Annotated in this window: 25 protein-coding genes; 21 read left to right on the forward strand and 4 right to left on the reverse strand. The window is 42.2% G+C overall.

Going from position 1 to position 21,034, the window contains the following annotated elements; genetic code table 11:
• Nucleotides 1–24 precede the first annotated feature (24 nt).
• The 7 genes from cyoE (at nt 25) to ACFSCZ_RS03250 (ending at nt 6,726) form a co-directional block, all read left to right on the forward strand.
• Nucleotides 25–930, forward strand: coding sequence for a heme o synthase (gene cyoE / locus ACFSCZ_RS03220; RefSeq protein WP_380772304.1), 906 nt, complete (start codon nt 25–27; stop codon nt 928–930).
• A gap of 100 nt (nt 931–1,030) precedes the next feature.
• Nucleotides 1,031–2,104, forward strand: coding sequence for a cytochrome c oxidase subunit II (gene coxB, locus ACFSCZ_RS03225; RefSeq protein ID WP_380772305.1), 1,074 nt, complete (start codon nt 1,031–1,033; stop codon nt 2,102–2,104).
• A gap of 30 nt (nt 2,105–2,134) precedes the next feature.
• Nucleotides 2,135–4,003 (forward strand): cytochrome c oxidase subunit I, encoded by a 1,869-nt coding sequence (ctaD, locus tag ACFSCZ_RS03230; protein ID WP_380772306.1) that lies wholly within the window; start codon nt 2,135–2,137, stop codon nt 4,001–4,003.
• Complete coding sequence (locus tag ACFSCZ_RS03235) at nt 4,003–4,632, forward strand: cytochrome c oxidase subunit 3 (RefSeq protein WP_380772307.1); 630 nt, start codon at nt 4,003–4,005, stop codon at nt 4,630–4,632. The genes ctaD and ACFSCZ_RS03235 overlap by 1 nt, the downstream gene beginning before the upstream one ends.
• A 3-nt stretch (nt 4,633–4,635) precedes the next feature.
• On the forward strand, nt 4,636–4,968 hold the full coding sequence (gene ctaF / locus ACFSCZ_RS03240) for a cytochrome c oxidase subunit IVB (protein ID WP_380772308.1): 333 nt from the start codon (nt 4,636–4,638) through the stop codon (nt 4,966–4,968).
• A gap of 185 nt (nt 4,969–5,153) precedes the next feature.
• Complete coding sequence (ctaG, locus tag ACFSCZ_RS03245; RefSeq protein WP_380772309.1) at nt 5,154–6,065, forward strand: cytochrome c oxidase assembly factor CtaG; 912 nt, start codon at nt 5,154–5,156, stop codon at nt 6,063–6,065.
• 199 nt (nt 6,066–6,264) lie between these two features.
• The gene (locus ACFSCZ_RS03250) at nt 6,265–6,726 is read left to right on the forward strand and encodes a DUF420 domain-containing protein (protein WP_380772310.1); all 462 of its coding nucleotides are present in this window, start codon (nt 6,265–6,267) and stop codon (nt 6,724–6,726) included.
• 310 nt (nt 6,727–7,036) lie between these two features.
• On the opposite strand, the gene ACFSCZ_RS03255 is transcribed toward ACFSCZ_RS03250, so the two are convergent.
• Entirely contained in the window at nt 7,037–7,396 is a 360-nt protein-coding gene (locus tag ACFSCZ_RS03255) for a YugN family protein (RefSeq protein WP_380772311.1), read from the reverse strand.
• Between the two features lie 187 nt (nt 7,397–7,583).
• Here ACFSCZ_RS03255 and ACFSCZ_RS03260 point away from each other — a divergent pair, with 187 nt between their 5' ends.
• The 10 genes from ACFSCZ_RS03260 (at nt 7,584) to coaD (ending at nt 14,699) form a co-directional block, all read left to right on the forward strand.
• Nucleotides 7,584–8,018, forward strand: a complete 435-nt coding sequence (locus ACFSCZ_RS03260; protein WP_380772312.1) for a CBS domain-containing protein — start codon at nt 7,584–7,586, stop codon at nt 8,016–8,018.
• A gap of 253 nt (nt 8,019–8,271) precedes the next feature.
• Complete coding sequence (locus ACFSCZ_RS03265; RefSeq protein WP_380772313.1) at nt 8,272–9,339, forward strand: CAP domain-containing protein; 1,068 nt, start codon at nt 8,272–8,274, stop codon at nt 9,337–9,339.
• Nucleotides 9,340–9,415: 76 nt separating this feature from the next.
• Nucleotides 9,416–9,826, forward strand: a complete 411-nt coding sequence (locus ACFSCZ_RS03270; protein ID WP_380772314.1) for a YlbD family protein — start codon at nt 9,416–9,418, stop codon at nt 9,824–9,826.
• 18 nt (nt 9,827–9,844) lie between these two features.
• A complete protein-coding gene (locus ACFSCZ_RS03275) occupies nt 9,845–10,078 on the forward strand; it encodes a YlbE-like family protein (RefSeq protein WP_380772315.1) in 234 nt (77 codons plus the stop codon).
• 358 nt (nt 10,079–10,436) lie between these two features.
• Nucleotides 10,437–10,826 carry a hypothetical protein gene (locus tag ACFSCZ_RS03280; RefSeq protein WP_380772316.1) on the forward strand — a complete coding sequence of 130 codons (390 nt, stop codon included), beginning with the start codon at nt 10,437–10,439 and terminating at the stop codon, nt 10,824–10,826.
• A gap of 158 nt (nt 10,827–10,984) precedes the next feature.
• Complete coding sequence (locus tag ACFSCZ_RS03285) at nt 10,985–11,431, forward strand: YlbF/YmcA family competence regulator (RefSeq protein WP_380772317.1); 447 nt, start codon at nt 10,985–10,987, stop codon at nt 11,429–11,431.
• A 25-nt stretch (nt 11,432–11,456) separates the two neighbouring features.
• Nucleotides 11,457–11,732 (forward strand): YlbG family protein, encoded by a 276-nt coding sequence (locus ACFSCZ_RS03290; protein WP_380772318.1) that lies wholly within the window; start codon nt 11,457–11,459, stop codon nt 11,730–11,732.
• A 242-nt stretch (nt 11,733–11,974) separates the two neighbouring features.
• Nucleotides 11,975–13,360 carry a stalk domain-containing protein gene (locus ACFSCZ_RS03295; protein ID WP_380772319.1) on the forward strand — a complete coding sequence of 462 codons (1,386 nt, stop codon included), beginning with the start codon at nt 11,975–11,977 and terminating at the stop codon, nt 13,358–13,360.
• Nucleotides 13,361–13,650: 290 nt separating this feature from the next.
• Nucleotides 13,651–14,223: a 16S rRNA (guanine(966)-N(2))-methyltransferase RsmD gene (gene rsmD, locus ACFSCZ_RS03300; protein WP_380772320.1), complete on the forward strand. Its 573-nt coding sequence runs from the start codon at nt 13,651–13,653 to the stop codon at nt 14,221–14,223.
• On the forward strand, nt 14,220–14,699 hold the full coding sequence (coaD, locus tag ACFSCZ_RS03305) for a pantetheine-phosphate adenylyltransferase (RefSeq protein ID WP_380772321.1): 480 nt from the start codon (nt 14,220–14,222) through the stop codon (nt 14,697–14,699). Before rsmD ends, coaD begins: the two co-directional genes overlap by 4 nt.
• 7 nt (nt 14,700–14,706) lie before the next feature.
• On the opposite strand, the gene ylbJ is transcribed toward coaD, so the two are convergent.
• Entirely contained in the window at nt 14,707–15,915 is a 1,209-nt protein-coding gene (gene ylbJ / locus ACFSCZ_RS03310) for a sporulation integral membrane protein YlbJ (RefSeq protein ID WP_380772322.1), read from the reverse strand.
• Nucleotides 15,916–16,006: 91 nt separating this feature from the next.
• Here ylbJ and ACFSCZ_RS03315 point away from each other — a divergent pair, with 91 nt between their 5' ends.
• Entirely contained in the window at nt 16,007–16,795 is a 789-nt protein-coding gene (locus ACFSCZ_RS03315; RefSeq protein ID WP_380772323.1) for a patatin-like phospholipase family protein, read from the forward strand.
• Nucleotides 16,796–16,799: 4 nt separating this feature from the next.
• Here ACFSCZ_RS03315 and ACFSCZ_RS03320 read toward each other — a convergent pair whose 3' ends face one another.
• Complete coding sequence (locus ACFSCZ_RS03320) at nt 16,800–18,008, reverse strand: nucleotidyltransferase (protein WP_380772324.1); 1,209 nt, start codon at nt 18,006–18,008, stop codon at nt 16,800–16,802.
• An 874-nt stretch (nt 18,009–18,882) separates the two neighbouring features.
• Between ACFSCZ_RS03320 and ACFSCZ_RS03325 the strand changes: the two genes are divergently transcribed.
• The 3 genes from ACFSCZ_RS03325 (at nt 18,883) to ACFSCZ_RS03335 (ending at nt 20,512) form a co-directional block, all read left to right on the forward strand.
• Nucleotides 18,883–19,437, forward strand: a complete 555-nt coding sequence (locus ACFSCZ_RS03325) for a YceD family protein (RefSeq protein ID WP_380772325.1) — start codon at nt 18,883–18,885, stop codon at nt 19,435–19,437.
• 29 nt (nt 19,438–19,466) lie between these two features.
• A complete protein-coding gene (gene rpmF / locus ACFSCZ_RS03330; RefSeq protein ID WP_380772326.1) occupies nt 19,467–19,640 on the forward strand; it encodes a 50S ribosomal protein L32 in 174 nt (57 codons plus the stop codon).
• 329 nt (nt 19,641–19,969) lie between these two features.
• Nucleotides 19,970–20,512, forward strand: a complete 543-nt coding sequence (locus ACFSCZ_RS03335) for an RsfA family transcriptional regulator (RefSeq protein ID WP_380772327.1) — start codon at nt 19,970–19,972, stop codon at nt 20,510–20,512.
• A 40-nt stretch (nt 20,513–20,552) separates the two neighbouring features.
• Here the strand turns inward: ACFSCZ_RS03335 and ACFSCZ_RS03340 are convergent, their stop codons facing one another.
• Nucleotides 20,553–20,993 (reverse strand): DUF4064 domain-containing protein, encoded by a 441-nt coding sequence (locus ACFSCZ_RS03340; protein WP_380772328.1) that lies wholly within the window; start codon nt 20,991–20,993, stop codon nt 20,553–20,555.
• Nucleotides 20,994–21,034 lie beyond the last annotated feature (41 nt).

A 21,034-nucleotide genomic window follows, 5' to 3' on the forward strand; every position in this document is an offset into this window, starting at 1 on the left:
GAAAGGAGACGAGCGGAATAAAATATGGAAAACAGTCGCCTTATATCTAAAGTGGAAGCTCCTGTTTCAACTGCCTGGTCGGAATTTATGGCTCTGATTAAAATCGGCATTGTTAATTCCAATTTAATTCCTGTTTTCACAGGGCTGTGGCTTGCACTTATATTTAATGGGCAGCATTTCCTCGGATCCTTGGATACTGTCATTTTTACATTGCTGGGTTCTGCCTTGATCATGGCAGGATCCTGCGCACTAAATAATTACATTGACCGTGATATCGATCCTATGATGGAAAGAACAAGGACCAGGCCGACAGTAACAGGCAGGATCAGCGGCGGCAGAGTCCTGGCAATTGGCTTCACTTTTGTGATATTGGGCTTAATACTCCTTTTCCTTACCAATGCAACTGCCGGTGGTATAGGTATTGTTGGGGTATTCAGTTATGTGGTCCTCTATAGTATGTGGGCAAAGCGGAAGCTTGTAAGCAACACAGTGATTGGAAGCATTTCTGGAGCGGTTCCGCCGTTGATTGGCTGGGCAGCAGTAGATCCAAGCTTGCCGGTGATGTCATGGATGCTCTTTCTCATTATGTTCATATGGCAGCCGCCTCATTTCTATGCACTTGCCATGAGACGGGCGGAAGAATATAGAGCAGCCGGCATTCCTATGCTTCCAGCTGTAAAAGGCTTTGCTAAAACAAAGCGCAGTATAATGATGTGGGTGGCACTGTTGCTCCCAATCCCGTTTTTCATGTTCGAGCTGGGCATACCTTTTGTGATTTTAGCCACATTGTTAAACATAGGTTGGCTTTTGTTGGGAATTGCTGGATATCTCATGAAAAATGAGATAAAATGGGCAACGCTGATGTTTGTTTACTCATTGAATTATCTGACCATCCTTTTTACTGCCATTGTTATTTTCGCAGTGATTTAGTCATCCTTGGGAATTCTTTCTTTTTAGAAGAAATCCATATAGAAAGACCCGGTGCTTGCAACCATCTTGATATTAAACGAAAGAGGGGTTTGATCGAATTATGAAACTATGGCTGCAAAAGTGGCGTCTAATATCAGTACTGGCGATTTTGGCGCTTGTGCTTTCAGGCTGCGGCGAGCCATTCCTATCCGCGCTTACTCCAGCAGGAGAAGTGGCTAAACAGCAATATGACCTTATATTGCTGAGCATAGGAATCATGACGCTGGTAGTAGTTGTTGTAATCATTATCTTTACATTTGCGATTATTAAGTTCAGACGCAAAGATGACAGAATTCCTAAACAGGTTGAAGGCAGCCACACGCTGGAAATTGTCTGGACTGTCATCCCGATTATCTTGCTTCTTATATTGGCTGTACCAACAGTTGCCGTTACGTTCAGCCAGGGGGATGTATCAGCGATTGATAAAGCAGATGCTGACGGTAACAGAGAAAATCTCGTTGTTAATGTCCGTGCCCATTTATACTGGTGGGAGTTTGAATACCCGGACCTTGGAATTGTAACCAGTCAGGACTTGGTTATTCCGACTGACCAGAAAGTTTACTTTCAATTGGAAGGTGCAGATGTTAAACACTCATTCTGGGTTCCGCCTCTTGGAGGGAAGCTTGATACAAACACAGATAACGTAAATAAATTCTGGCTGACAGTTGACAGTGACAAAGCTGAAGAAGCCGGAAATGTATTTTACGGTAAATGTGCCGAGCTTTGCGGCCCATCCCATGCTTTGATGGACTTTAAAGTAAAGGCTGTACCTCAGGCCGAATTTGAGGATTGGGTTGCAAACATGCAGAACCTTAAAGAGGAAGAGCCTGCAGCAACAACTGAACTTGCACAAAAAGGTGAAGAAATCTTTAATCAAAGCTGTATCACTTGCCATGCCGTATCACCAAGCAATGATACACCTCCAACAGCAAGAACGGCTCCAAACCTTGCAGGTTTTGCTGATCGGGAAACAATAGCCGGGATTCTTGAACACAACGAAGAAGAGTTGAAAAACTGGTTAAAGGATCCGGAGAAAATTAAGCCTGGCAACAAAATGACAGGTACGTATCCTGAATTGTCTGATGAAGATTTAGATGCTTTGACTGAGTATCTCATGGGATTAAAAGTTCAATAATGACTTGAAATTAAAAAGGGAGGTTTAATTGTGAGTACACTTGCTCAGAAAAGAAGTTTCGGAGCTGCTGTATGGGACTACATGACAACTGTAGACCACAAAAAAGTTGGTGCCTTGTACTTTGGCGCAGGGTTCTTCTTCTTTCTACTAGGCGGTATCCAAGCGATGATCATTCGTATCCAGCTTGCAGTGCCTAACAATGATTTTGTAAGTGCCGGAACGTTTAATGAAATGATGACAATGCATGGCACGAACATGATCTTCTTTGCAGCCATGCCGATCTTGATAGGTTTTATGAATGCGATTATGCCTCTCCAAATTGGAGCGAGAGACGTTGCTTTCCCATTTCTAAATGCTCTCGGCCTTTGGCTGTTTGTTTTGGGAGGCTTGCTGGTTAATATTTCTTGGCTTTTTGGCGGAGCGCCTGATGCCGGTTGGACTTCTTATGCATCACTTGCAATGAACTCAACCAGCCACGGTGTAGACTTTTATGTAACAGGTATTCAAATCTCTGGATTCGGTACATTAATGGGAGGAATCAACTTCCTTGTTACAATTATTAACATGCGTGCCCCAGGGATGACGTATATGAGAATGCCGATGTTTACATGGACAACATTTGTTACATCAGCGTTGATCTTATTCGCATTTCCTCCGCTGACTGTTGCGTTGTTCCTGTTGACGTTTGACAGAATGTTCGGCTCCAACTTCTTTAATGTAGCAGCTGGAGGAAACACGATTATCTGGGAACATTTCTTCTGGATCTTTGGACACCCGGAAGTATATATTCTGATTTTGCCTGCATTTGGTATTTTCTCTGAAATCATTGCTACATTCTCAAGGAAGAGATTATTTGGTTATTCATCCATGGTTTTTGCTACTGTGCTGATCGGATTCCTTGGATTTATGGTGTGGGCACACCATATGTTTACAACGGGTCTTGGTAATATTGCCAACGCGATCTTTGCTGTAGCAACAATGGCCATTGCAGTACCAACCGGAATTAAAATTTTCAACTGGCTCCTTACCATGTGGGGAGGAAGTATTCGGTTTACAACGCCAATGCTATATGCAGCTGCATTTATTCCGTCGTTTGTCATGGGTGGAGTAACAGGTGTTATGCAGGCAGTTGCACCAGCGGACTATCAGTATCATGACTCTTATTTTATCGTTGCACATTTCCACTATGTCATCATTGGCGGAGTCGTATTTGCGATTTTCGCTGCAGTGCATTTCTATTGGCCAAAACTCTTTGGAAGAATGCTTAACGAAACATTGGGTAAAATTACTTGGTTCCTCTTTGTTTTAGGATTCCATTTAACCTTCTTTATCCAGCACTTCTTAGGTTTGATGGGAATGCCGCGTCGTGTCTTTACATTTCTTGATGGCCAAGGCTTGACAACAGGAAACTTGATCAGCTCTATTGGAGCACTCACAATGGGTGCAGCCGTTGTTATATTGCTTATCAACGTTGTTGTTACAGCAGTTAAAGCTGAAAAAGTGGCAAATGACCCATGGGGAGACGGGCGTACAATTGAATGGGCACTCCCTTCACCGCCGCCATTCTATAACTTTAAGCAGCTGCCTTTGGTTCGTGGACTTGATGCTTATTGGCTGGAAAAAATGGATGGCAGAAAGGAAATGACCCCTGCTGAGCCTGTGGGTGATATTCATATGCCAAATGGTTCATTTATTCCATTTATGATCTCATTCGGATTCTTCGTTGCATCATTTGGGGCTATTTACAACCAAGACTATGCATGGGGTATTCCTGTATTAATTATTGGTTTGGCAATTGCCTTCGGTTCTATGCTCGTCCGCTCCTTAAAAGATGACCATGGCTTTCATATTCCTAAATCAGAATTGATGGATGATGATGAGAAAGGGGCTAAAGCATAATGGCAGTTGAACAGCAATTTACTCCGGAAACATGGCCGGAGACACCGGAGAGAGCTACTCTCGAAGGTAAAAATAAATTCTTGGGTCTCTGGTTTTTTCTTGGGGGCGAAACAGTTTTATTCGCCTCCTTCTTTGCCACTTATCTGGCCTTAAAAGATAAAGTTGGTTCACCAGATGATTTAGTTTCAACAGATATTTTTGAATTGCCGCTTGCATTTGCGATGACGATGCTTTTATTGACAAGTTCCATCACAAGTGTATATGCAATCTATCACATGAGAAACTTTGATTATAAAAAGATGCAATTGTGGTTTATCATTACCATTTTGCTCGGTCTTGGTTTCTTTGTATTAGAAATTTATGAGTTCTATCACTACACGACAGGATTAGGATTTGGATTTACAAGCAGTGCCTTTAGTTCAGCATTCTATACATTGGTAGGATTCCACGGAGGCCACGTCGTTTTTGGACTTGGATGGATTACCGCATTGCTGGTCCGTAACAGAAAACGTGGACTGAGTCTTTATAATGCGCCAAAGTTTTACCTGGCAAGTATCTATTGGCACTTTATTGACGTAGTCTGGGTATTTATCTTCACTGTCGTTTACTTAATGGGAATGGTGGGATAACGTATGGAAGATCAATACATGAATTCTGGAAATCCGCGTGTTGATTATGAATATCGCCGCAGAAGAAACAAGGAACATATGCGCCATCAGGTCATTTCCTTTGCCATCTCCATCTTTTTAACACTGGTGGCATTTGGAGCTGTTGCAGCAGGTTTTGACAAATGGTTTGTCATCCCGTTTATCCTATTGCTTGCAATAGTGCAAGTTATTTTCCAGTTATATTATTTCATGCATATGAGTGAAAAAGGCCACGAGGCAGTTCAGCTATTTATGTATGGAGGAGCCTTTATCGGTTTCGTAACGGTGTTAGCCTACGTGACAATTATCTGGTGGTAAAACATACTGTAAGCCAGCCGAATACTTTCGGCTGGCTTTTTGAGTGAAAAAATGGCACAACTCCATGGATCCTGCAAAATCCCAATGTTCATCAACTTGTCATGCCGCATTCATTGAACTGAAGAATTAGGCTAAGTATAATAAAAGATAGGATAGAAGAACCCTATAAAAAGAGGTGAAGGCTGATGCCTTTAAGTATATTTGGTTTTCGGGCCCTGTGGAGTCCCTATTTTCTGTTGTTTGTCCTTCTGATTATAGCTGCTTATTTTTTTTTGACAGTCAAAAAACGCCATCAGTTTAAAAATAGTGAACCCTTGAAAGCCAGTCAGGCGATTCTGTTTGTCACAGCCATGATTCTGATTTATGTGGTGAAAGGGTCACCGGTAGATGTAATGGCCCATATTATGTTTACTTTTCATATGGTGCAAATGGCATTTTTATATTTAGTTATCCCGCCCATAATTATTGCGGGAGTGCCTAATTGGGTTTGGATACAGCTGCTTGAAATCTCATGGATTGATAAGATCTTTAAGTTTTTCACAAAGCCGATGATCGCACTGGTCCTGTTTAATGGTTTATTTTCTGTGTATCATATTCCAATGGTCATGGACTTTGTAAAGATGAATATTTTTCTTCATGCGTTTTATACCATTGTATTGTTTATTCTTGGAATTTTCCTTTGGTGGCCGCTTATCAATAAGCTTCCCGGACAACATCAATTGCACGGCCTGAAAAAAATAGGGTATATCTTGGCAGATAGCGTGTTGCTTACACCGGCGTGCGGTTTGATTATTTTTGCACCCGAAGCAATGTATGCAACATATACAGACGGAGAGATGTGGATGAAGGCGATGGAACTCTGTGTCCCGGGCCCAACATTGGCCGGGTTAAGCATCAGCGGCCCCGAGCTGTTTACCGACATGCCTGCCCGAGAAGACCAGCAGCTTGGTGGAGTGGTCATGAAGATTATTCAAGAAATTGTTTTGGCGACCGTACTTGCGAAGGTATTTTTTGAATGGTACCGAAATGAGGCATCGGACGTTGATCCGGTTGATGAGAGTCTGCTTCAACAGCATGATCCTCGTCCAGCGGAGTAAGAGAAGAGAGAGGAGTCATCTCCTCTTCTTTTTTACGTTACGTTTTGGAGGCTATTTTAGCGAAAGAGAATTTGGCAGGGGAAAGCCAGGCATCTGGCCCCGGCACACTGTTAAGCCGGTTGCTGTAATTAGCATGAATCCTTGTGTTAGCCGTATGGGACAAGAGGCTTGCGTTTTTTATATAAGGGAGGAAACATACATGTCTGTTCCAATTTTACCGACCATCAGTACAGTTTGTATAGTCATCAGCGCTGTACTGGTTGCTGTCGGCTGGGGAAGAATTAAAAAGGGTCAAATAGAAAGTCATAAAAAATCTATGATTGCAGCAGCCGTTTTCGCCGTAATTTTCTTTATCATCTACTCCAGCAGAACGGTTTTTATTGGGAATACTTCCTTCGGCGGACCAGATAGTTTAAAAACTTATTACACAGTGTTTTTATTTTTTCATATATTATTGTCAACAACGGGTGCTGTGCTGGGGATCATCTCTTTATGGTCAGGCATGAAGGACAGACTGAACATTCATAGAAAGTTGGGCCCGGTGACAAGCACAGTATGGTTTGGTACTGGGATTACAGGCGTTTTAGTCTATTTGCTTCTCTATATTTTATACGATGGGGGAGAAACAACCTCATTAATTAAGGCGATTCTGGGTAACTAAAAAGCATGTCCGGTAAGAAACCGGCATGCTTTTTTAAGCTTCGTGCAGCATCGCGTTGAGTTGAACAAGCCTTTTCCGTACTGCTTGCCCAGGGGCGGTGTTTGGTGACGTACCGGACGTACCGCAGGAAAGCTGCTTATGTAAAACAACGAGGGGAAACTTCCATGCGAAAGCAACCGGCAGCTCGAAGTCTTCCAGCTTTTAAGTGCTGGAGCCGGGAGCAGATTCATAAATGATTCACAAGTCTGCCCGTTTATTTCTTCGCAGCAATTAAAAGAAAGGAACGCGGTCATACGCGTTCCTTTTCTATTTACTCAGCAAAAACTTCTACATCTTTTTTGATGGACTCAATAGCTTGTTTGCATTGCTTTACGAGTGCATCCGGAAACTCTTCACCTTCGCCGTACTCAACTCCATGAGGGTAATAATGTTTACCAAGAAGCGGCTCCATTAACTGAATTAATGCCCTGCCGCTTCCTACATCTCCCTCAACGGCATAGCCCGGGAAACGCAAATAATATGTACCTTCTTGAATTACAAATTTATGGTCATATGTCACTCTTTCATAATCCCACTGACCTGCCCGTATCATGCGGTGTTTTTCCATAATTTCATCAAGTCGATCTAAACTAATTTTAAACGATTCTAATCCGCTGTTTTCAAATTTCATGCTTATTTCCCTCCTCAGTAATTCAGACCGCTAGTATTATCCATCCTTTATAATAGTCGAAAAAACTTCTGCTTGCAACGAAATCAAAATAAAGTTCACGTATTGTCCATGGTTCGGTTTTGAATATTTTACAGAAAAGCGGTGAATATATCATTTGTATGATGTAAATGTTAAAGGAGGAATAGGGATGACTCAAATTAGGGATGTCATGACAAAAGAGGTAGAGACGTGTTCACAAAGTGACCGTATTTACGATGTAGCTTTGAAAATGAAAGAATGGGATGTAGGAGTAATTCCTGTAGTGGAAAACGATAGGCTCATGGGAGTGCTTACGGACCGGGATATTGTCCTGCGCTGCATCGCTGAGAAAAAGCCTCCGTCCTCCAAGGTTGAGGAAATTATGAGCGAACGTTTAATAACTGTCTCACCTGATACTACAACACAAGAGGCGACAAGACTGATGGCAAAAGAGCAAATCCGGCGGCTTCCAGTTGTGGAAAACGGCAAGCTTGTCGGTATCGTAGCACTTGGGGACCTGGCTGTAAGAGATTTGACTGACAGCCTGGCAAAGCAAGCCTTATCGGAAATATCAGAAGATGATGGAGAGCAAGCCCTTCATTAAGAACAGCCCAAGGAGGCAGCCGGAGTCGACTGGATGAGGTGATATGGCTTAGGGAGTTCAGTTCTACAACCCTTAGCCAAGAATCTGCTTCCATTTAAATATTATAACTTCCGAAGACTCAAAAACCGAATCAGATCCTATCTCCCATAGAAAAAAACCCTGAAAATCAGGGTTTTTTTCTATGCCCCGTGTATATTCAGTTTAAAGGAAATGTTATAATATAACCTGATACTTAATGCCTGGAGAGAAGGGGATGACATTGCGTACTTTTTTTAGAGTATTCATTATTTCGGCTATACTGCTGATCTTCAGCTTCTACTTCTATTCCCCAGAAGAGATAGGCCCCATAATAGATGATTCGAACTCTCTTCCTCCAAAACCTGATTATAATACATCGATTCCGCTTAACGGTATGCAATATACGGATAAACAGCCTGCCAGTGGTCTTGGTTCATTTATCGGGCGTACAGAAAAAGAGTTTATTGACAGTTTCGGAGAGCCAGACAGAAGGGAGCCTTCTGCCTATGGATATGAATGGTGGATTTATAATGAAGATCTTGATACGTATTTGCAGGCCGGCGTGCAGGATGGAATGGTTGTCACTGTGTATGCCGCAGGAAAGAATGTCAATGTTGCACCATTTAAAATGGGGCAGTCCATAGAAAATATACACCGTTCTACGGTGCTGGAGACAGAGTTTGTTGTAAATATTCAGGATAATACGTATCGTTTTGAATTATCCGAGGAAGATTTAAATATTCGGCCGCTCATTCAGCTTGGTGATATTTTTGCACAGCTTTCTATTGATAAATTTACAGGTTCTCTGTTCAGTGTCAGATTTTTGGATAAACAAACACTGATCAGCCATCGTCCTTATGAGCTGGTTTATCGCGGCGACTTGATAGAGCCGGAGAAACCCGAGGAAAGTCAGTGGTTACCAATAGAACGAGGCAGTGAGCAGCAAATATTTGATATAACAAACAATGCGCGGGTTGCTTTGGGTCTTCCGCCGCTGCGCTGGGATGAAAATGTAGCCTCGGTTGCGTACGAACACAGTAAAGATATGAGTGAGAATGATTATTTTTCACATGAATCACCAGACTTTGGGGATTTGGCGGCACGACTGGAGAAAGGGAAAATAGATTTCCGGACTGCAGGAGAAAATATTGCTGCGGACTATGTTGATGGTCCTGCAGCAGTCGAGGGCTGGCTCAATTCCGAAGCACACCGGGAAGCTCTTTTGGATGAAGACTATACGCATATTGGGATTGGGGTTTACAAGAAAAAATATACGCAAAATTTCATCACACCAGTGAACTGACAAGGATGATGATCTGTGATGCACATACGCTACCACCTTTCATACAATACTACGAGGATAGTATTGAGGTGATGAAATGATGACCGGGAAACTTCATCCATCCGTCGAAGAGTTTAAAGCATTTGTAAAAGAGCATCCCAGCCTCATAAAATTGGTCAGGTCCAATGAATACAACTGGCAGGAATTGTACGAGGAATGGTATCTGCTGGGCCCGGATGATCCAAAATGGAATCCGTATAAGCAGGGAAATGTGCCCCGTACCAACAAGTCAAATGAAAAAGATGAAGATGATAAAAGATGGGTACAGCAGCTCACCGGTATGTTAAAAAAAGTGGACCCCCATCAAATGCAACATCACCTTCAAAATTTGAGCCAAGCTATTGGTGCCATTCAAGGTGTTTTGTCGCAGTTCCAAGGGGCCGGACAAGAAAGTCCTCCTCAGCAAATTCAAACTCCTGGCAATCCTTTTTTATTTAGGAAAGATTGAGAAAGGAGATAGAAAAACATGAGGACGGAATTGATACAATACATTTATTCAAAACATGATCTGAAGAGATTTATTCGTGAGCAGCCACAATGGTACCGGACACTTTCCCGGAACCCGGAATTGCTGGAGAGATTTGAAATTGCGTCGAGCCATTATTTTGAAAAAACCATACCGCATCGAGTTCAAAAGTTTTCTCAGGGGGTCCAGATGGCATCAATGATGATGGGGATGCTCCAAGCCATAAAATCATAAGAAGAACACATATAAAAATGATGTGTTCTTCTTTTTTTGGATTAAATAAGTATCAAATACAGCTCATATGGCTGATCAGTGTTCGATCCAGTCCGAAGATACGATGTCCCAGTGCAGCCGAGCAGCAGGGATTTTGCAGCTTGAGATGGAGGGCGCGTCCAAGTTTGGAATATGAGTGTCTAAGCTTTTTCGAAACAGCGGCTGCTACATGAAACATCATCAAGGATTATAAAAAATCTCAAATGTGTCGGTATGGCTGCTGAAGACATCTTTATATGTGCCGGGCTTTTCGCCTTGCTCTTTTATGATGAATGAACCTCAAGCTTTGGAGAAAGCTAATGGTTAAGGAGTGATGAAGATGACGATAAGAAAATTGTTGGCCTGCCTTTTAACAGCTTTGATTATGACCGGATGTGCTCAAAAACCCGAGCCCGAAGCAGAAAAGGTGAAAGCCATGGAAGCGGAGGAAGTATCTGAGGAGAAGTTAACCGTACGTCATCATGTACAGGGAAACTCATTGTATGTCGAATGCTTCGTTCCTGACATTTCTTTTTCAGCTAAACAATCCGGAAAACAATTGGGAAAAGTCCTTTTATATATTGATGGCCAGTTGTACAATGAATATAGTACCGCAGCTTTTATGGTGAAAAATTTACCGAGTGGCGCTCATACTTTTACGGTCGAAATTGTAAACAAGGACAATCGTCCCCTTGGGATGAGCCGGGATTTTACCGCGACGATCGAATAAATACATGTGAAGGCAGTGTTCAATTGGTATATTGCCGGGCTTCCTAAAGAAAGTTGGCAGGAGAGTGAAGCTTCTCAAGGAGCCAGTATCTGCTGCTGCACAAACTGGTATCGCCACAATGGAGGAAACATGATAAAATAAAGCTGGAGGTGAGCTCTGTGCTTGCTACACTCGAGAGAGTCCAATTAATCGATCATGCGGAAATGTTAGGTGAAATGATCAAACAAACAGATTTAGCCGAGCGTTACCGCCTTTATTATCATAAATTGCAAGAAGACCCTGATACAAAGAGGAAAATAGCAGCATTCAACGAAATGAAAGAAAAGTATGAAGAGGTTCAAAGGTTTGGCCGCTATCATCCGGATTACCTGCAAGTAACGAGACAGACAAGAGCGCTCAAGCGGGAAATGGACATGGATGAAAATGTTGCCGGCTTTCGGAGAGCAGAACATGAATTGCAATCCTTGCTGGATCAGATCGGTGTGATTATCGGACAGGCAGTTTCTTCCAATGTGAAAGTGGTTACCGGTAATCCGTTTTTTGAAACAGGTTCTGCCTGCGGCGGCGGCTGCGGCAGCGGCGGTGCCTGCGGCTGTTCGGCATAAAAGGATGTTATAAAGGGGAACAAATATGTTTATCAAAAGACAAGGGCTAATCGTATGGTTTCAGCACATGAAAAATACCAAAATGCTCAAACGCTTTGGATATGTCCACTTCGTTTCCAAAAGAATGAAATATGCAGTTCTGTATTGCAATCAAGACGAACTGGATGAAGTGTCGGAAAAATTGGCTTCCCTGCCATTTGTAAAAAAAGTGGAACATTCATACAAGCCTTTTTTGAAGACAGAATTCGAAAACGCAAAGCCCGACAAGGCGAAAGAGTACGACTATAGAATTGGTCTTTAAAAGCGGCCTCCGGGCCGCTTTTCTTTAAGCTTGAACATGGCAGATTGAGGCGCCATGTGCCGTGGGAGGTAAATGGCCAAAGGGAGCGACTGTTGAGCTCTCCTTAACTCTGCAAGAAATTTTAGATGATTCTTTGATGAAATTTCCTGTTTTTTCCTGGAGGTTGAATCATCAACATTCGTTTAATACTTGCCGTTCAGGCTGGGTACCTTGGATTTTTTACTCATACGGGAGACAGAAGAATGATGAAAAAGATCAGGCGGTTTTTTCTATTGCTTGTAATGATTATCATCTGCATCTTGCTGTTGCAATGGAAGGAGTATTCGTCAAAAGACGCTTCAGATTTACCAGGCATACATCAAACGATAAAATTAACACATCTAGATCAAACCTTACATGTTATACAAACCATTCATAATCTTCCACCAGGGCATTTCCATATCCATTCTCCCGCACAGGCTGAAAATTTGACCTGTCAAAATCAAGACAGAGAGAAATGCAACTGGACTAGAAATAACCAGTTCATCAATAATGATGAACAGACGATTATATTCACATATGATCTGAAAGTTCCAAAGCAATCCTCCGATTTTATGCTGGATGAGTGGGCGGTGGAAATAAAAGAATTTCAAACTCATTTCACCCGGATACAACTTACGGAAAAACAACCGGATAAAGGCAGTTGGGCTGCCAGTGCAGAATTAGCCGGAAAAGAGAGAATGGATGCGATTGATTACTATGTTTTCGAATCAGCTGACAGGATCCCTTTTCTTTTATGGACAACAGAAGAGCTTGTCTATCAAAAGCAAAATCACCGCTTGGCTATTTATTCAAGTGATCCTGAGATGATAGAAGAAGAAGTGTTTGAGAAACTGGTTCCGGATGAGAATGTCTATATGGTGATAACCGGACACATTAGCAAGTTGACTCAACATGGAAACTTAATTCTTGTCCCGGCAAGTAAAAAAGGGGTGGAGCAGACAGTAAGACTGCTTCTTGAAGAGCAGCTTGCTTTTAGAGAAGATATACAATGGCTTACAGATTTAGCGGGCTCTCTTCTTGCCGGTTATGAAACGCAAAATAATCAATTAGAAAGCATGCGCGAAACCTTGGTGGATACCCTTACTGAAGAGCAGTTGAATCGTTGGCTGAATCATATACTTGCTGAAAAAGAAGAGGTAACTCCTGAGATGCTCGATGCATGGCTTTGGGAAACTGCAAACATCTCAACGGATTTCTTTCAACAAAATGCCTCGCTGCAAAGCCCCATCTATTCACTATATACATTTGACGGGCGCGAAGTATATATAGGAGGAAAAAAAGCTGGGGATATAAAGATTCTCCAGCAAAACAACCGCACCTATATTTCTTTTTTTCCATTGACTGAAAGGCTGGGGTACCGGACTCTCAAGCCTGCAGGAAATAAAGAAATCAGAATTGAAAAAGACGGAAATACCTATCATTTTACGTTTGAGAAAAAAGTTTTTACTCTAAATGGCAGACAATATGGTTTTCAGCATAATCCATTTTTGATTCAACAGGAATCTGTCTTTTTGGATATGGCTGCCCTTCCTGATTTATTTGAACTACAGGTCGCAGAGAATGAAAAAAAAATACTCATTCAGTAAAAAACCCTGCAGATATTCTGCAGGGTCCTTCTATTTTCCGTAAAAACGGATAGAAGGCAAAGGGAGAGGAGAAACCGGAGGAAGAACTTATGGGGAAGCGTAAGTCTTCTCCGCGGTTGGCAACAACATCTGCTGCGATGTTGTTAGTTCTATTATCACCTGAAATGGACGTTTTATACATATCTTTTACTTTCGGTTATCCTGTCTCCTCAGGGGACTTCCCGATATAGATTGTCAAAAGTATTTGTGGTAGTATTAAAAGACGAAAAACAGGATAAATGGTGAAAAATATGAGGATTGTATCTGGAAGTTGCCGAGGAAGAAAACTAAAATCAGTTCCGGGAAAGTCAACCAGACCCACAACCGATAAAATGAAGGAAACGATATTTAATTGGATTGGCCCTTACTTTCCCGGTGGATCCTGTCTGGATTTGTTTGCCGGAAGCGGAGGTGTCGGCCTGGAAGCATTAAGCAGGGGAATGGATTTCGCCATATTTGTAGACAAAAGCAAACAGGCTATCCAGACAATAAAATCAAACGTTTCTATATGCGGCATGGAAGATAGATGTGAGATCTACAATAATGATTCTGATCGCGCTTTAAAAGCCATCATCAAAAGGGGCATACAATTTGATTTCATATTTCTCGATCCCCCTTACCAAAAGCAGAAATTGCAGTCCCTGCTGCAGCTCATAGAAGACCATTCAGTGATGAAAGACTCAGGATATGTCATTTGTGAACATGATACTGGGGTGCCGCTGCCTGACAAAGTCGGGAACTTGAAGCAGATCAAGAATGTCAGCTATGGCATGAGTCATTTAACCTTGTATTTGTACTCGGAACTGGAGGAGAACGAAATATGACGAGGATTGCAGTATGTCCGGGAAGTTTTGATCCGGTGACCAATGGGCATTTGGATATTATTCGAAGAGGAGCAAAGGTTTTTGATGAAGTGTATGTTGCTGTATTGACCAATTCTTCGAAAAAGCCTCTATTTTCAACGGAAGAAAGAACGGAGCTCATCAGGAAGGTAACCAAGGATATCAAGAATGTTAAAGTAGATTCATTTAACGGCCTTCTTGTTGATTATGCAAAAAGTATTCATGCCGATGCAATAATAAGGGGGCTCAGGGCTGTTTCGGATTTTGAATACGAGATGCAAATTACTTCAATGAACAGGGTTTTGAATGAAAATATTGAAACATTCTTTATTATGACGAATAACCAGTATTCCTTTTTAAGCTCCAGTATCGTGAAAGAAGCTGCTAAATACCATGCGGATATATCTGAGCTGGTTCCTTGGGAAGTTGAAAAAGCATTAAGAGAAAAATTTACGTAATACAGGTTTAATCTTTCCATACGATTTGTTGTACATAGAACAAAATACATATGAATAACATAGCAATGGTAAATACAGGTCCTATTTGCTTCAGCCATTGGAAAAGGATGTCCCACCACATCGTATGCTCTTGTAAAAATACCGGGATGGACGCAGCTTGTTCACTCAAAAATTTTCGCTCGAAAAATGGCCAGCAAAGAAAAGTCAGAATACCTGATATAAAACCGTGAAGAACGCGGCCAATAAAAAAAGGATAAAAACGAATATCTGTAGGTGCAAGGATACTTGCTACTTGCGCTTGGACGCTGAATCCACTAAAGCCTAGAATAAAGCTGGCAACGATTAATTGATGCATTAGACTGGCATCTGCTGCCTGACTGGCCATCTGGTTACCCAGAGTTATTTCAAACATCCCTGCAATGGAAGGAATACTCAATGAAACCGGTAATTGAAAGATGATGAGTACACCTTCTATCAGTTTGGCCAGAAAAGATGTAATATGCAAATCAAATAGAAGTTTATTAAAAACTGAAAACAAAATGATAAACCCGCCGATCATAAGCAGTGTGTGAATGGAGGAGATGACCGCATCTCCAAGCAGCTGGCCGATCGGCTTTTGATTTTTCAGCCTCGTTTGATGGAGGGCTGACAACGCTTCGGCAATAATGGAACGTTTTTGTTTCTTTTCTCTGATTAAGTGCTTCGTTCCAAAATTTCGCATCATGATGCCCACTGAGAAGTTTCCGATATAATGCGAGAATGCCAGCAGAAACCCTAACGCAGGGTTTTGAAAAAATCCAACTGATACAGCTCCAAAAATAAAAAGCGGGCTTGAACAATTGGTGAATGATACAAGCCGTTCAGCTTCATCCCGTGTAAGCTGGCCTTCCTGTCTGAGCCGGGCCGTAATCTTGGCGCCTGCCGGAAACCCGGATGCCATCCCCATTGCCCAGGCAAATCCCCCAACTCCCGGAACTTTGAATAATGGTCTCATAAATGGTTCCAGCAAGACACCCAGGAACCTGACTACGCCAAACCCGATGAGTAGTTCAGAAAGTACAAAGAAGGGAAAAAGAGAAGGAAATACAATTTCCCACCACATATTTAAACCTTGAACAGATGCTTCAAAAGATTTTTCAGGTAATAGAACCATGGACACAGCCATGAATGTCACGATTGCAGCAAGAGAAAGTGTTTTGATTTTTGATAAACTCAAAGTCAGACCTCCTTGTCCAAGGGACCCTACATAATCAATATACTCATAGGCAGCTTGTTTAGACCATAAAATGGTGATGGAGGCGGTGATAATGACAACACCAAAAATAGGCCTTGCACTTGGATCCGGAGGAGCAAGAGGCTTTGCACACCTTGGCGTATTAAAGGCCATGAAAGACCACTCCATCCCGGTTGATATGATTGCCGGCAGCAGCATGGGGGCTTTAGTTGGCTGTTTTTATGCCTTTGGTCACGATATTGATCGACTAATTAAACTTTCAACAGCCTTCAAGAGACAGTATTATATAGACTTTACTGTTCCGAAAATGGGATTTATTGCCGGGAACAGGGTGAAGAATCTTATTCGGCTGTTTATGCAGGGAAAAAGGCTGGAGGAGCTTGATATTCCTGTAGCAGTGATCGCTACCGATTTACAGTCAGGTGAAAAAGTGGTGTTTAAGGAAGGGCCTATCCCAGAGATCGTAAGAGCAAGTATTTCAATTCCCGGAGTATTTATTCCGGAAAAAATAAACGGCCGGATGATGGTGGATGGGGGAGTGACAGACAGGGTTCCTGTTTCAGCAGTAAAAGAGATGGGGGCGGATATTGTAATAGGAGTAGATGTTTCGGTCGTAAACAAGCGGGCGGAAATTTTGACAGTATATGATGTGATTATGCAAAGTATAGATATTCTTCAGATGGAAATTTCTGCGGCACGAAAGGTGGAGTCAGACATAACCATCGTACCCCCGGTAGAACATTTAAGTGCAAAAGCTTTTAAGAATATCGACGAAATTATCCGCATAGGGGAAAAAGCCACTCTTGCAGCCATTCCTTCGATCCGAAAGACTATACAAGAGTGGCAAAAGCATTATTTTTAAAAAATCAGGTCATGATGGGCGGCTGGGCGTATTCCAATGTAAACAGTCGATCTCGTTTCGTTTCGGACAAAGCCTGTGAATAGACAAGTGCAGCCTTTCTGTCCAGCCTGAGCAAATCTTCCGGAAAAGAAGAAACAGTTGAAACAATGGGAAGAGAGACATCTTTCTTTACTTTATTCAAATAGGCCCTTCCCCCGGCTGAAATACCGAGGAGACGGATATATTGAGGTTTATTTCCTGCTGTTTCCATATCTTTTTTGGTGGTGTTAGTCAAGATGTGAACACAAATTCTTTGGAGTCTGGTCCATGTATACCGTTTGGTTTTGACCCTCTCCATAAATGAGCGGAAACTGGAAGACTTTTCAGCCGCCTTTTGTAAACGATAGGGAAGTCCTACCTCAATATCATACATGTTATTCATCTCGTCTTCATTCATCGTCAGGAGCCGGTATTGCAAATACGGCCAATAATCTTCCCATTCATGCCAATGTAAGTAGGATTGATAATAAGCCTCCATTTCAGCATACGTTGTTTCGGGAATATAAGGGCGGATGCTTTCCAAATGTCCATTTTCTCTAATCAGCTTACGGATGGAGGTTGCACTCGCAATTTGATCATCGTGAATATGGTCGTCATCGTGCTCAGCTGTATGGCGTTTAACCGTATAAAAGTGTATATCGGAATTCAAGCGGTTGGCAGCATGTATGTAATGATACCCTAATATATTATTGGGTCTTGTTAAATCGACCGTGTCTTCCTTTTTACCCAGAGCTCCAAAAGCAAGAGCCAGTGCCTTGGGATAACTGACCCCCTGTTTAATGAAATGCCGGATGTATTGATTATAGGTGTCTTGATTTTTTTCTAAAAAATCTACTGTTTTATAAAAAGAGTGAATGGTACCTGACTCGCTGCCAAAGCAAATGGATTGGCAATGTAGTGCGTCCAGAATAGCAACAGACCCAGAAGCGAAAATTTCTGCTTTTTGGACAGCAAAAGGATAAGGAATTTCAACAACAACGTCAGCTCCGGCGTTCAAGGCCATCTTCGCCCTTGTCCATTTTGAAACTATGGCAGGTTCACCTCTCTGCAAAAAATTTCCGCTCATTGCAACGATGACTATATCACTGCCTGTCATTGCTTTAGACTGGTTTAAATGGTAAAGATGGCCGTTATGAAATGGGTTATACTCAGCTATGACTCCGACACTCTTCAAAGATAATCCCTCCTTGTCTGTTTTTATGAATAGAAACCTACAATTGTTCGACAGAATGTCTTAGTGCCGTTAATGATATGCAGCATGATAGATCGAGATTGGGTTTTTGTATGTATAAGAATGTTGAGCCGGCAGCTCATGGGCTCACGGATCAAATAAGCAGGGACCCTTATGGGGTCCACACTCGTAAATGCCGCTGTTCAACCTCAACGCAAAGCTTAATAAACATGGCTGCTGCACATTCGGAATAAAGTCCTTGCTCTTTTGTGTGCTTTACGGTTTTATCTTATCCGGATTCTTCTTGTACTTGTCCCCTGAAGGGCATGCCTGCCACTTTTCTTAATAATACTTGATTTATATACAAAAGGTAAGAGGAGAAAGATCTCCTCTTCTGATTAGTCCTCGTCTCGGTGGTAGCCATGCCCATAATGTCCGTGATGACCATGGTGCCCGTGATGACCATGGTGCCCGTGATGACCATGGTGCCCGTGATGTCCATGATGCCCATGATGGTACCATGGCGGCCGGCCATAATATTGCCCGTATGGGTAACCTGGGCGAGGGTAGCCTCCTCCCATGGGATAACCTCCTCCCCAAGGATACCCCCCTCCATATGTGGGATAGAATTGCCTGTTTCCCATCTCCAACAGAAATACACCCCCTCGTCAGATATATCAATACTCTATGCTTAACATCCAACATTGCCAGTACTACTGCCCACTCAAGGGAGTTATTTGTCATATGGAGTGTTCAACTATCTCATTTAAGGGTACAGTAATAATAATGTGAAAAACTCAAGGTCTGTAAAGAAGATTATATTGACAAACTGTATGTGCACAGCTATAATTACTTTTGTTGCCTAGAGGTGATATAAATGAAATGGACCGTTGCCGAATTACTTAAATATCGGAATGAGACCATGATGTTCGACAAGCACGTTGATCTTGCACAGGATCTAAAAAAAGCTGATCCGGAAATCCGGAAGGCTTCATTAATCCATGTAGAGGGAAGAGCAGATGTGGATACGAATAAAGCTTCCTTCCATCTGCATATTTCGGGTACACTAACGCTTCCCTGTGCCAGAACATTGGTTGATGTTAATTATCCCTTGGACATTCATTCCGTGGAAACCTTTTTATTAAAGCCGCTTGACTACGATCATCAAGAAGACGAAGACATTCATGAAGTCGAAGGCGGTGTCATCGATTTAACGCCAGTCGTATATGAGCTGGTGTTATTGGATGTTCCGATTCAGGTCATTTCACCGGAGGCTGAAAATGACTTATCTATGCCGCAAGGTCCAGACTGGAAAGTCATGACAGAAGAACAACTTTTTGAAGCGAGAGACCGCGAAAAGAAAAAGGTGGATCCCCGCCTGGCAGATTTGGCAAAATTGCTTCCAAAAAACGAAAATGAGAATCAAAAATAAGATATGATTGTCTAAGGAGGTGGGAACAAATGGCAGTACCAAAAAGAAGAACGTCTAAGACTGTGAAAAGACAGCGTCGTACTCACTTTAAACTGCATGTACCTGGAATGGTTGATTGCCCAAATTGCGGTGAAAAGAAACTTGCCCATCGTGTTTGCAAAGAGTGCGGAACATACAAAGGAAAATCAGTGGTTAACGATTAATTAAAAAGAACAGTAACATCGGCGGAGAAAACATTGTTTCTCCGCCTGTTTTTTTTGAAATGCAAAAAGTTTGGATGCGTGCTCCTTGGCAGGACCTGCTGAAGAGGAAAGATGTAAGTACCCGATTGAAAGTGATCCCAAAATCCTGACTTTGTTTTTTCTGAAATTAATAGAGGTTTTTATGTTTTTCCTCTTTTATCAGAGGTCATATATATTTCCATCCACTTATAAGAGAATTTGATTGCAGCTCCTTGAGTTTTTTTATATCGCTATAGTCTATCTTTTCTAGTAGTTGCATATGTATGTGTTAAAAAGCGGGAGTGATGTAAATGGGAACGGGTAGACAGGATGCGTGGACCATTGAGGAAGATAGACTGCTGGCAGATCTGGTTCTTTCACATATAAGGGATGGAAGTACACAATTGAAAGCTTTTAAAGAAGCAGCTGCCCAATTAGCCAGAACACCTGCAGCATGCGGATTTCGCTGGAATTCATTTGTTCGAAAGAACTACCAGGATGAAATTGCTGCTGCCAAACAACAACGAAAAAAGATCCAAAAAACTAGTCCTTTCATGGAGAGTGGAACAGGCAATGGGGAAAGTCCGCAACTAGAACGGTTATCTATACAAGACATCATTACGTATTTAAGGGGCCTGCAGGATGATCGTGAGGAAAATCATCTGTCGTACAGCGCAGTCAAAGAAGAGAACAGAAAACTTAAGCACACGATTGATCAGTTATACGAAAAGTTGGAAGAAACACAAAAAAAATATTCCCAGCTTCAGGCGGAGTATTCCAATTTGCTGTCCATCATGGATAAAGCAAGAAAACTGGCCGATCAAGCAGCCAGGAAAGAGACTAGTGATGTTTAGTGATTTCAAAAACTGAACGGGCCGGCAAGCGGCCCGATATTTATTCTATACCAGAATCAGGTGCATCCGGTGGAGGTTTGCGGACCAGGGACATTATTCCAGCAATTAAATAAAGAATGGCCGGCAGAAAGCCAAATCCAACCGAGATGACGCCAATGGAGACACCTGCAGCAATAAACATCCATCCGGCAAGCTTCGGATTCTTATTTCCTTTAATACGAATGACTCCGATCAGTCCAAGGAGCATGCCGATTAGAGAAGCAATGACCAAAGCCCAGCCATAACTTGCCAATCCTTCCATGACTAACGATAACTCATCAGATGTCAGCTGGGCTGCAGGATTTGCGGCCAATTCCTCAGTCATTAACATCTTAAATTCCTCAGATTTATTGGCCCATATAAAAGATCCTCCAAAAAACAACAGAATTCCGCTGGTGATGATCCCTATAATTCCCAATACCATTTCAGCGGTACGTTTCAAACAAAAACCCCCTCATACAAGCATGAGCTGAATTTTGTAAT

This window comes from Siminovitchia sediminis, from assembly GCF_042680885.1.
GTDB lineage: Bacteria > Bacillota > Bacilli > Bacillales > Bacillaceae_C > Siminovitchia > Siminovitchia sediminis.

Coding starts and splice junctions, on each gene's coding strand:
- cyoE (WP_380772304.1), top strand. CDS start 25: ATGGAAAACAGTCGCCTTATATCTAAAGTGGAAGCTCCTGTTTCAACT.
- coxB (WP_380772305.1), top strand. CDS start 1,031: ATGAAACTATGGCTGCAAAAGTGGCGTCTAATATCAGTACTGGCGATT.
- ACFSCZ_RS03235 (WP_380772307.1), top strand. CDS start 4,003: ATGGCAGTTGAACAGCAATTTACTCCGGAAACATGGCCGGAGACACCG.
- ctaF (WP_380772308.1), top strand. CDS start 4,636: ATGGAAGATCAATACATGAATTCTGGAAATCCGCGTGTTGATTATGAA.
- ctaG (WP_380772309.1), top strand. CDS start 5,154: ATGCCTTTAAGTATATTTGGTTTTCGGGCCCTGTGGAGTCCCTATTTT.
- ACFSCZ_RS03250 (WP_380772310.1), top strand. CDS start 6,265: ATGTCTGTTCCAATTTTACCGACCATCAGTACAGTTTGTATAGTCATC.
- ACFSCZ_RS03255 (WP_380772311.1), bottom strand. CDS start 7,396: ATGAAATTTGAAAACAGCGGATTAGAATCGTTTAAAATTAGTTTAGAT.
- ACFSCZ_RS03260 (WP_380772312.1), top strand. CDS start 7,584: ATGACTCAAATTAGGGATGTCATGACAAAAGAGGTAGAGACGTGTTCA.
- ACFSCZ_RS03265 (WP_380772313.1), top strand. CDS start 8,272: ATGACATTGCGTACTTTTTTTAGAGTATTCATTATTTCGGCTATACTG.
- ACFSCZ_RS03270 (WP_380772314.1), top strand. CDS start 9,416: ATGATGACCGGGAAACTTCATCCATCCGTCGAAGAGTTTAAAGCATTT.
- ACFSCZ_RS03275 (WP_380772315.1), top strand. CDS start 9,845: ATGAGGACGGAATTGATACAATACATTTATTCAAAACATGATCTGAAG.
- ACFSCZ_RS03280 (WP_380772316.1), top strand. CDS start 10,437: ATGACGATAAGAAAATTGTTGGCCTGCCTTTTAACAGCTTTGATTATG.
- ACFSCZ_RS03290 (WP_380772318.1), top strand. CDS start 11,457: ATGTTTATCAAAAGACAAGGGCTAATCGTATGGTTTCAGCACATGAAA.
- ACFSCZ_RS03295 (WP_380772319.1), top strand. CDS start 11,975: ATGATGAAAAAGATCAGGCGGTTTTTTCTATTGCTTGTAATGATTATC.
- rsmD (WP_380772320.1), top strand. CDS start 13,651: ATGAGGATTGTATCTGGAAGTTGCCGAGGAAGAAAACTAAAATCAGTT.
- coaD (WP_380772321.1), top strand. CDS start 14,220: ATGACGAGGATTGCAGTATGTCCGGGAAGTTTTGATCCGGTGACCAAT.
- ACFSCZ_RS03315 (WP_380772323.1), top strand. CDS start 16,007: ATGACAACACCAAAAATAGGCCTTGCACTTGGATCCGGAGGAGCAAGA.
- ACFSCZ_RS03325 (WP_380772325.1), top strand. CDS start 18,883: ATGAAATGGACCGTTGCCGAATTACTTAAATATCGGAATGAGACCATG.
- rpmF (WP_380772326.1), top strand. CDS start 19,467: ATGGCAGTACCAAAAAGAAGAACGTCTAAGACTGTGAAAAGACAGCGT.
- ACFSCZ_RS03335 (WP_380772327.1), top strand. CDS start 19,970: ATGGGAACGGGTAGACAGGATGCGTGGACCATTGAGGAAGATAGACTG.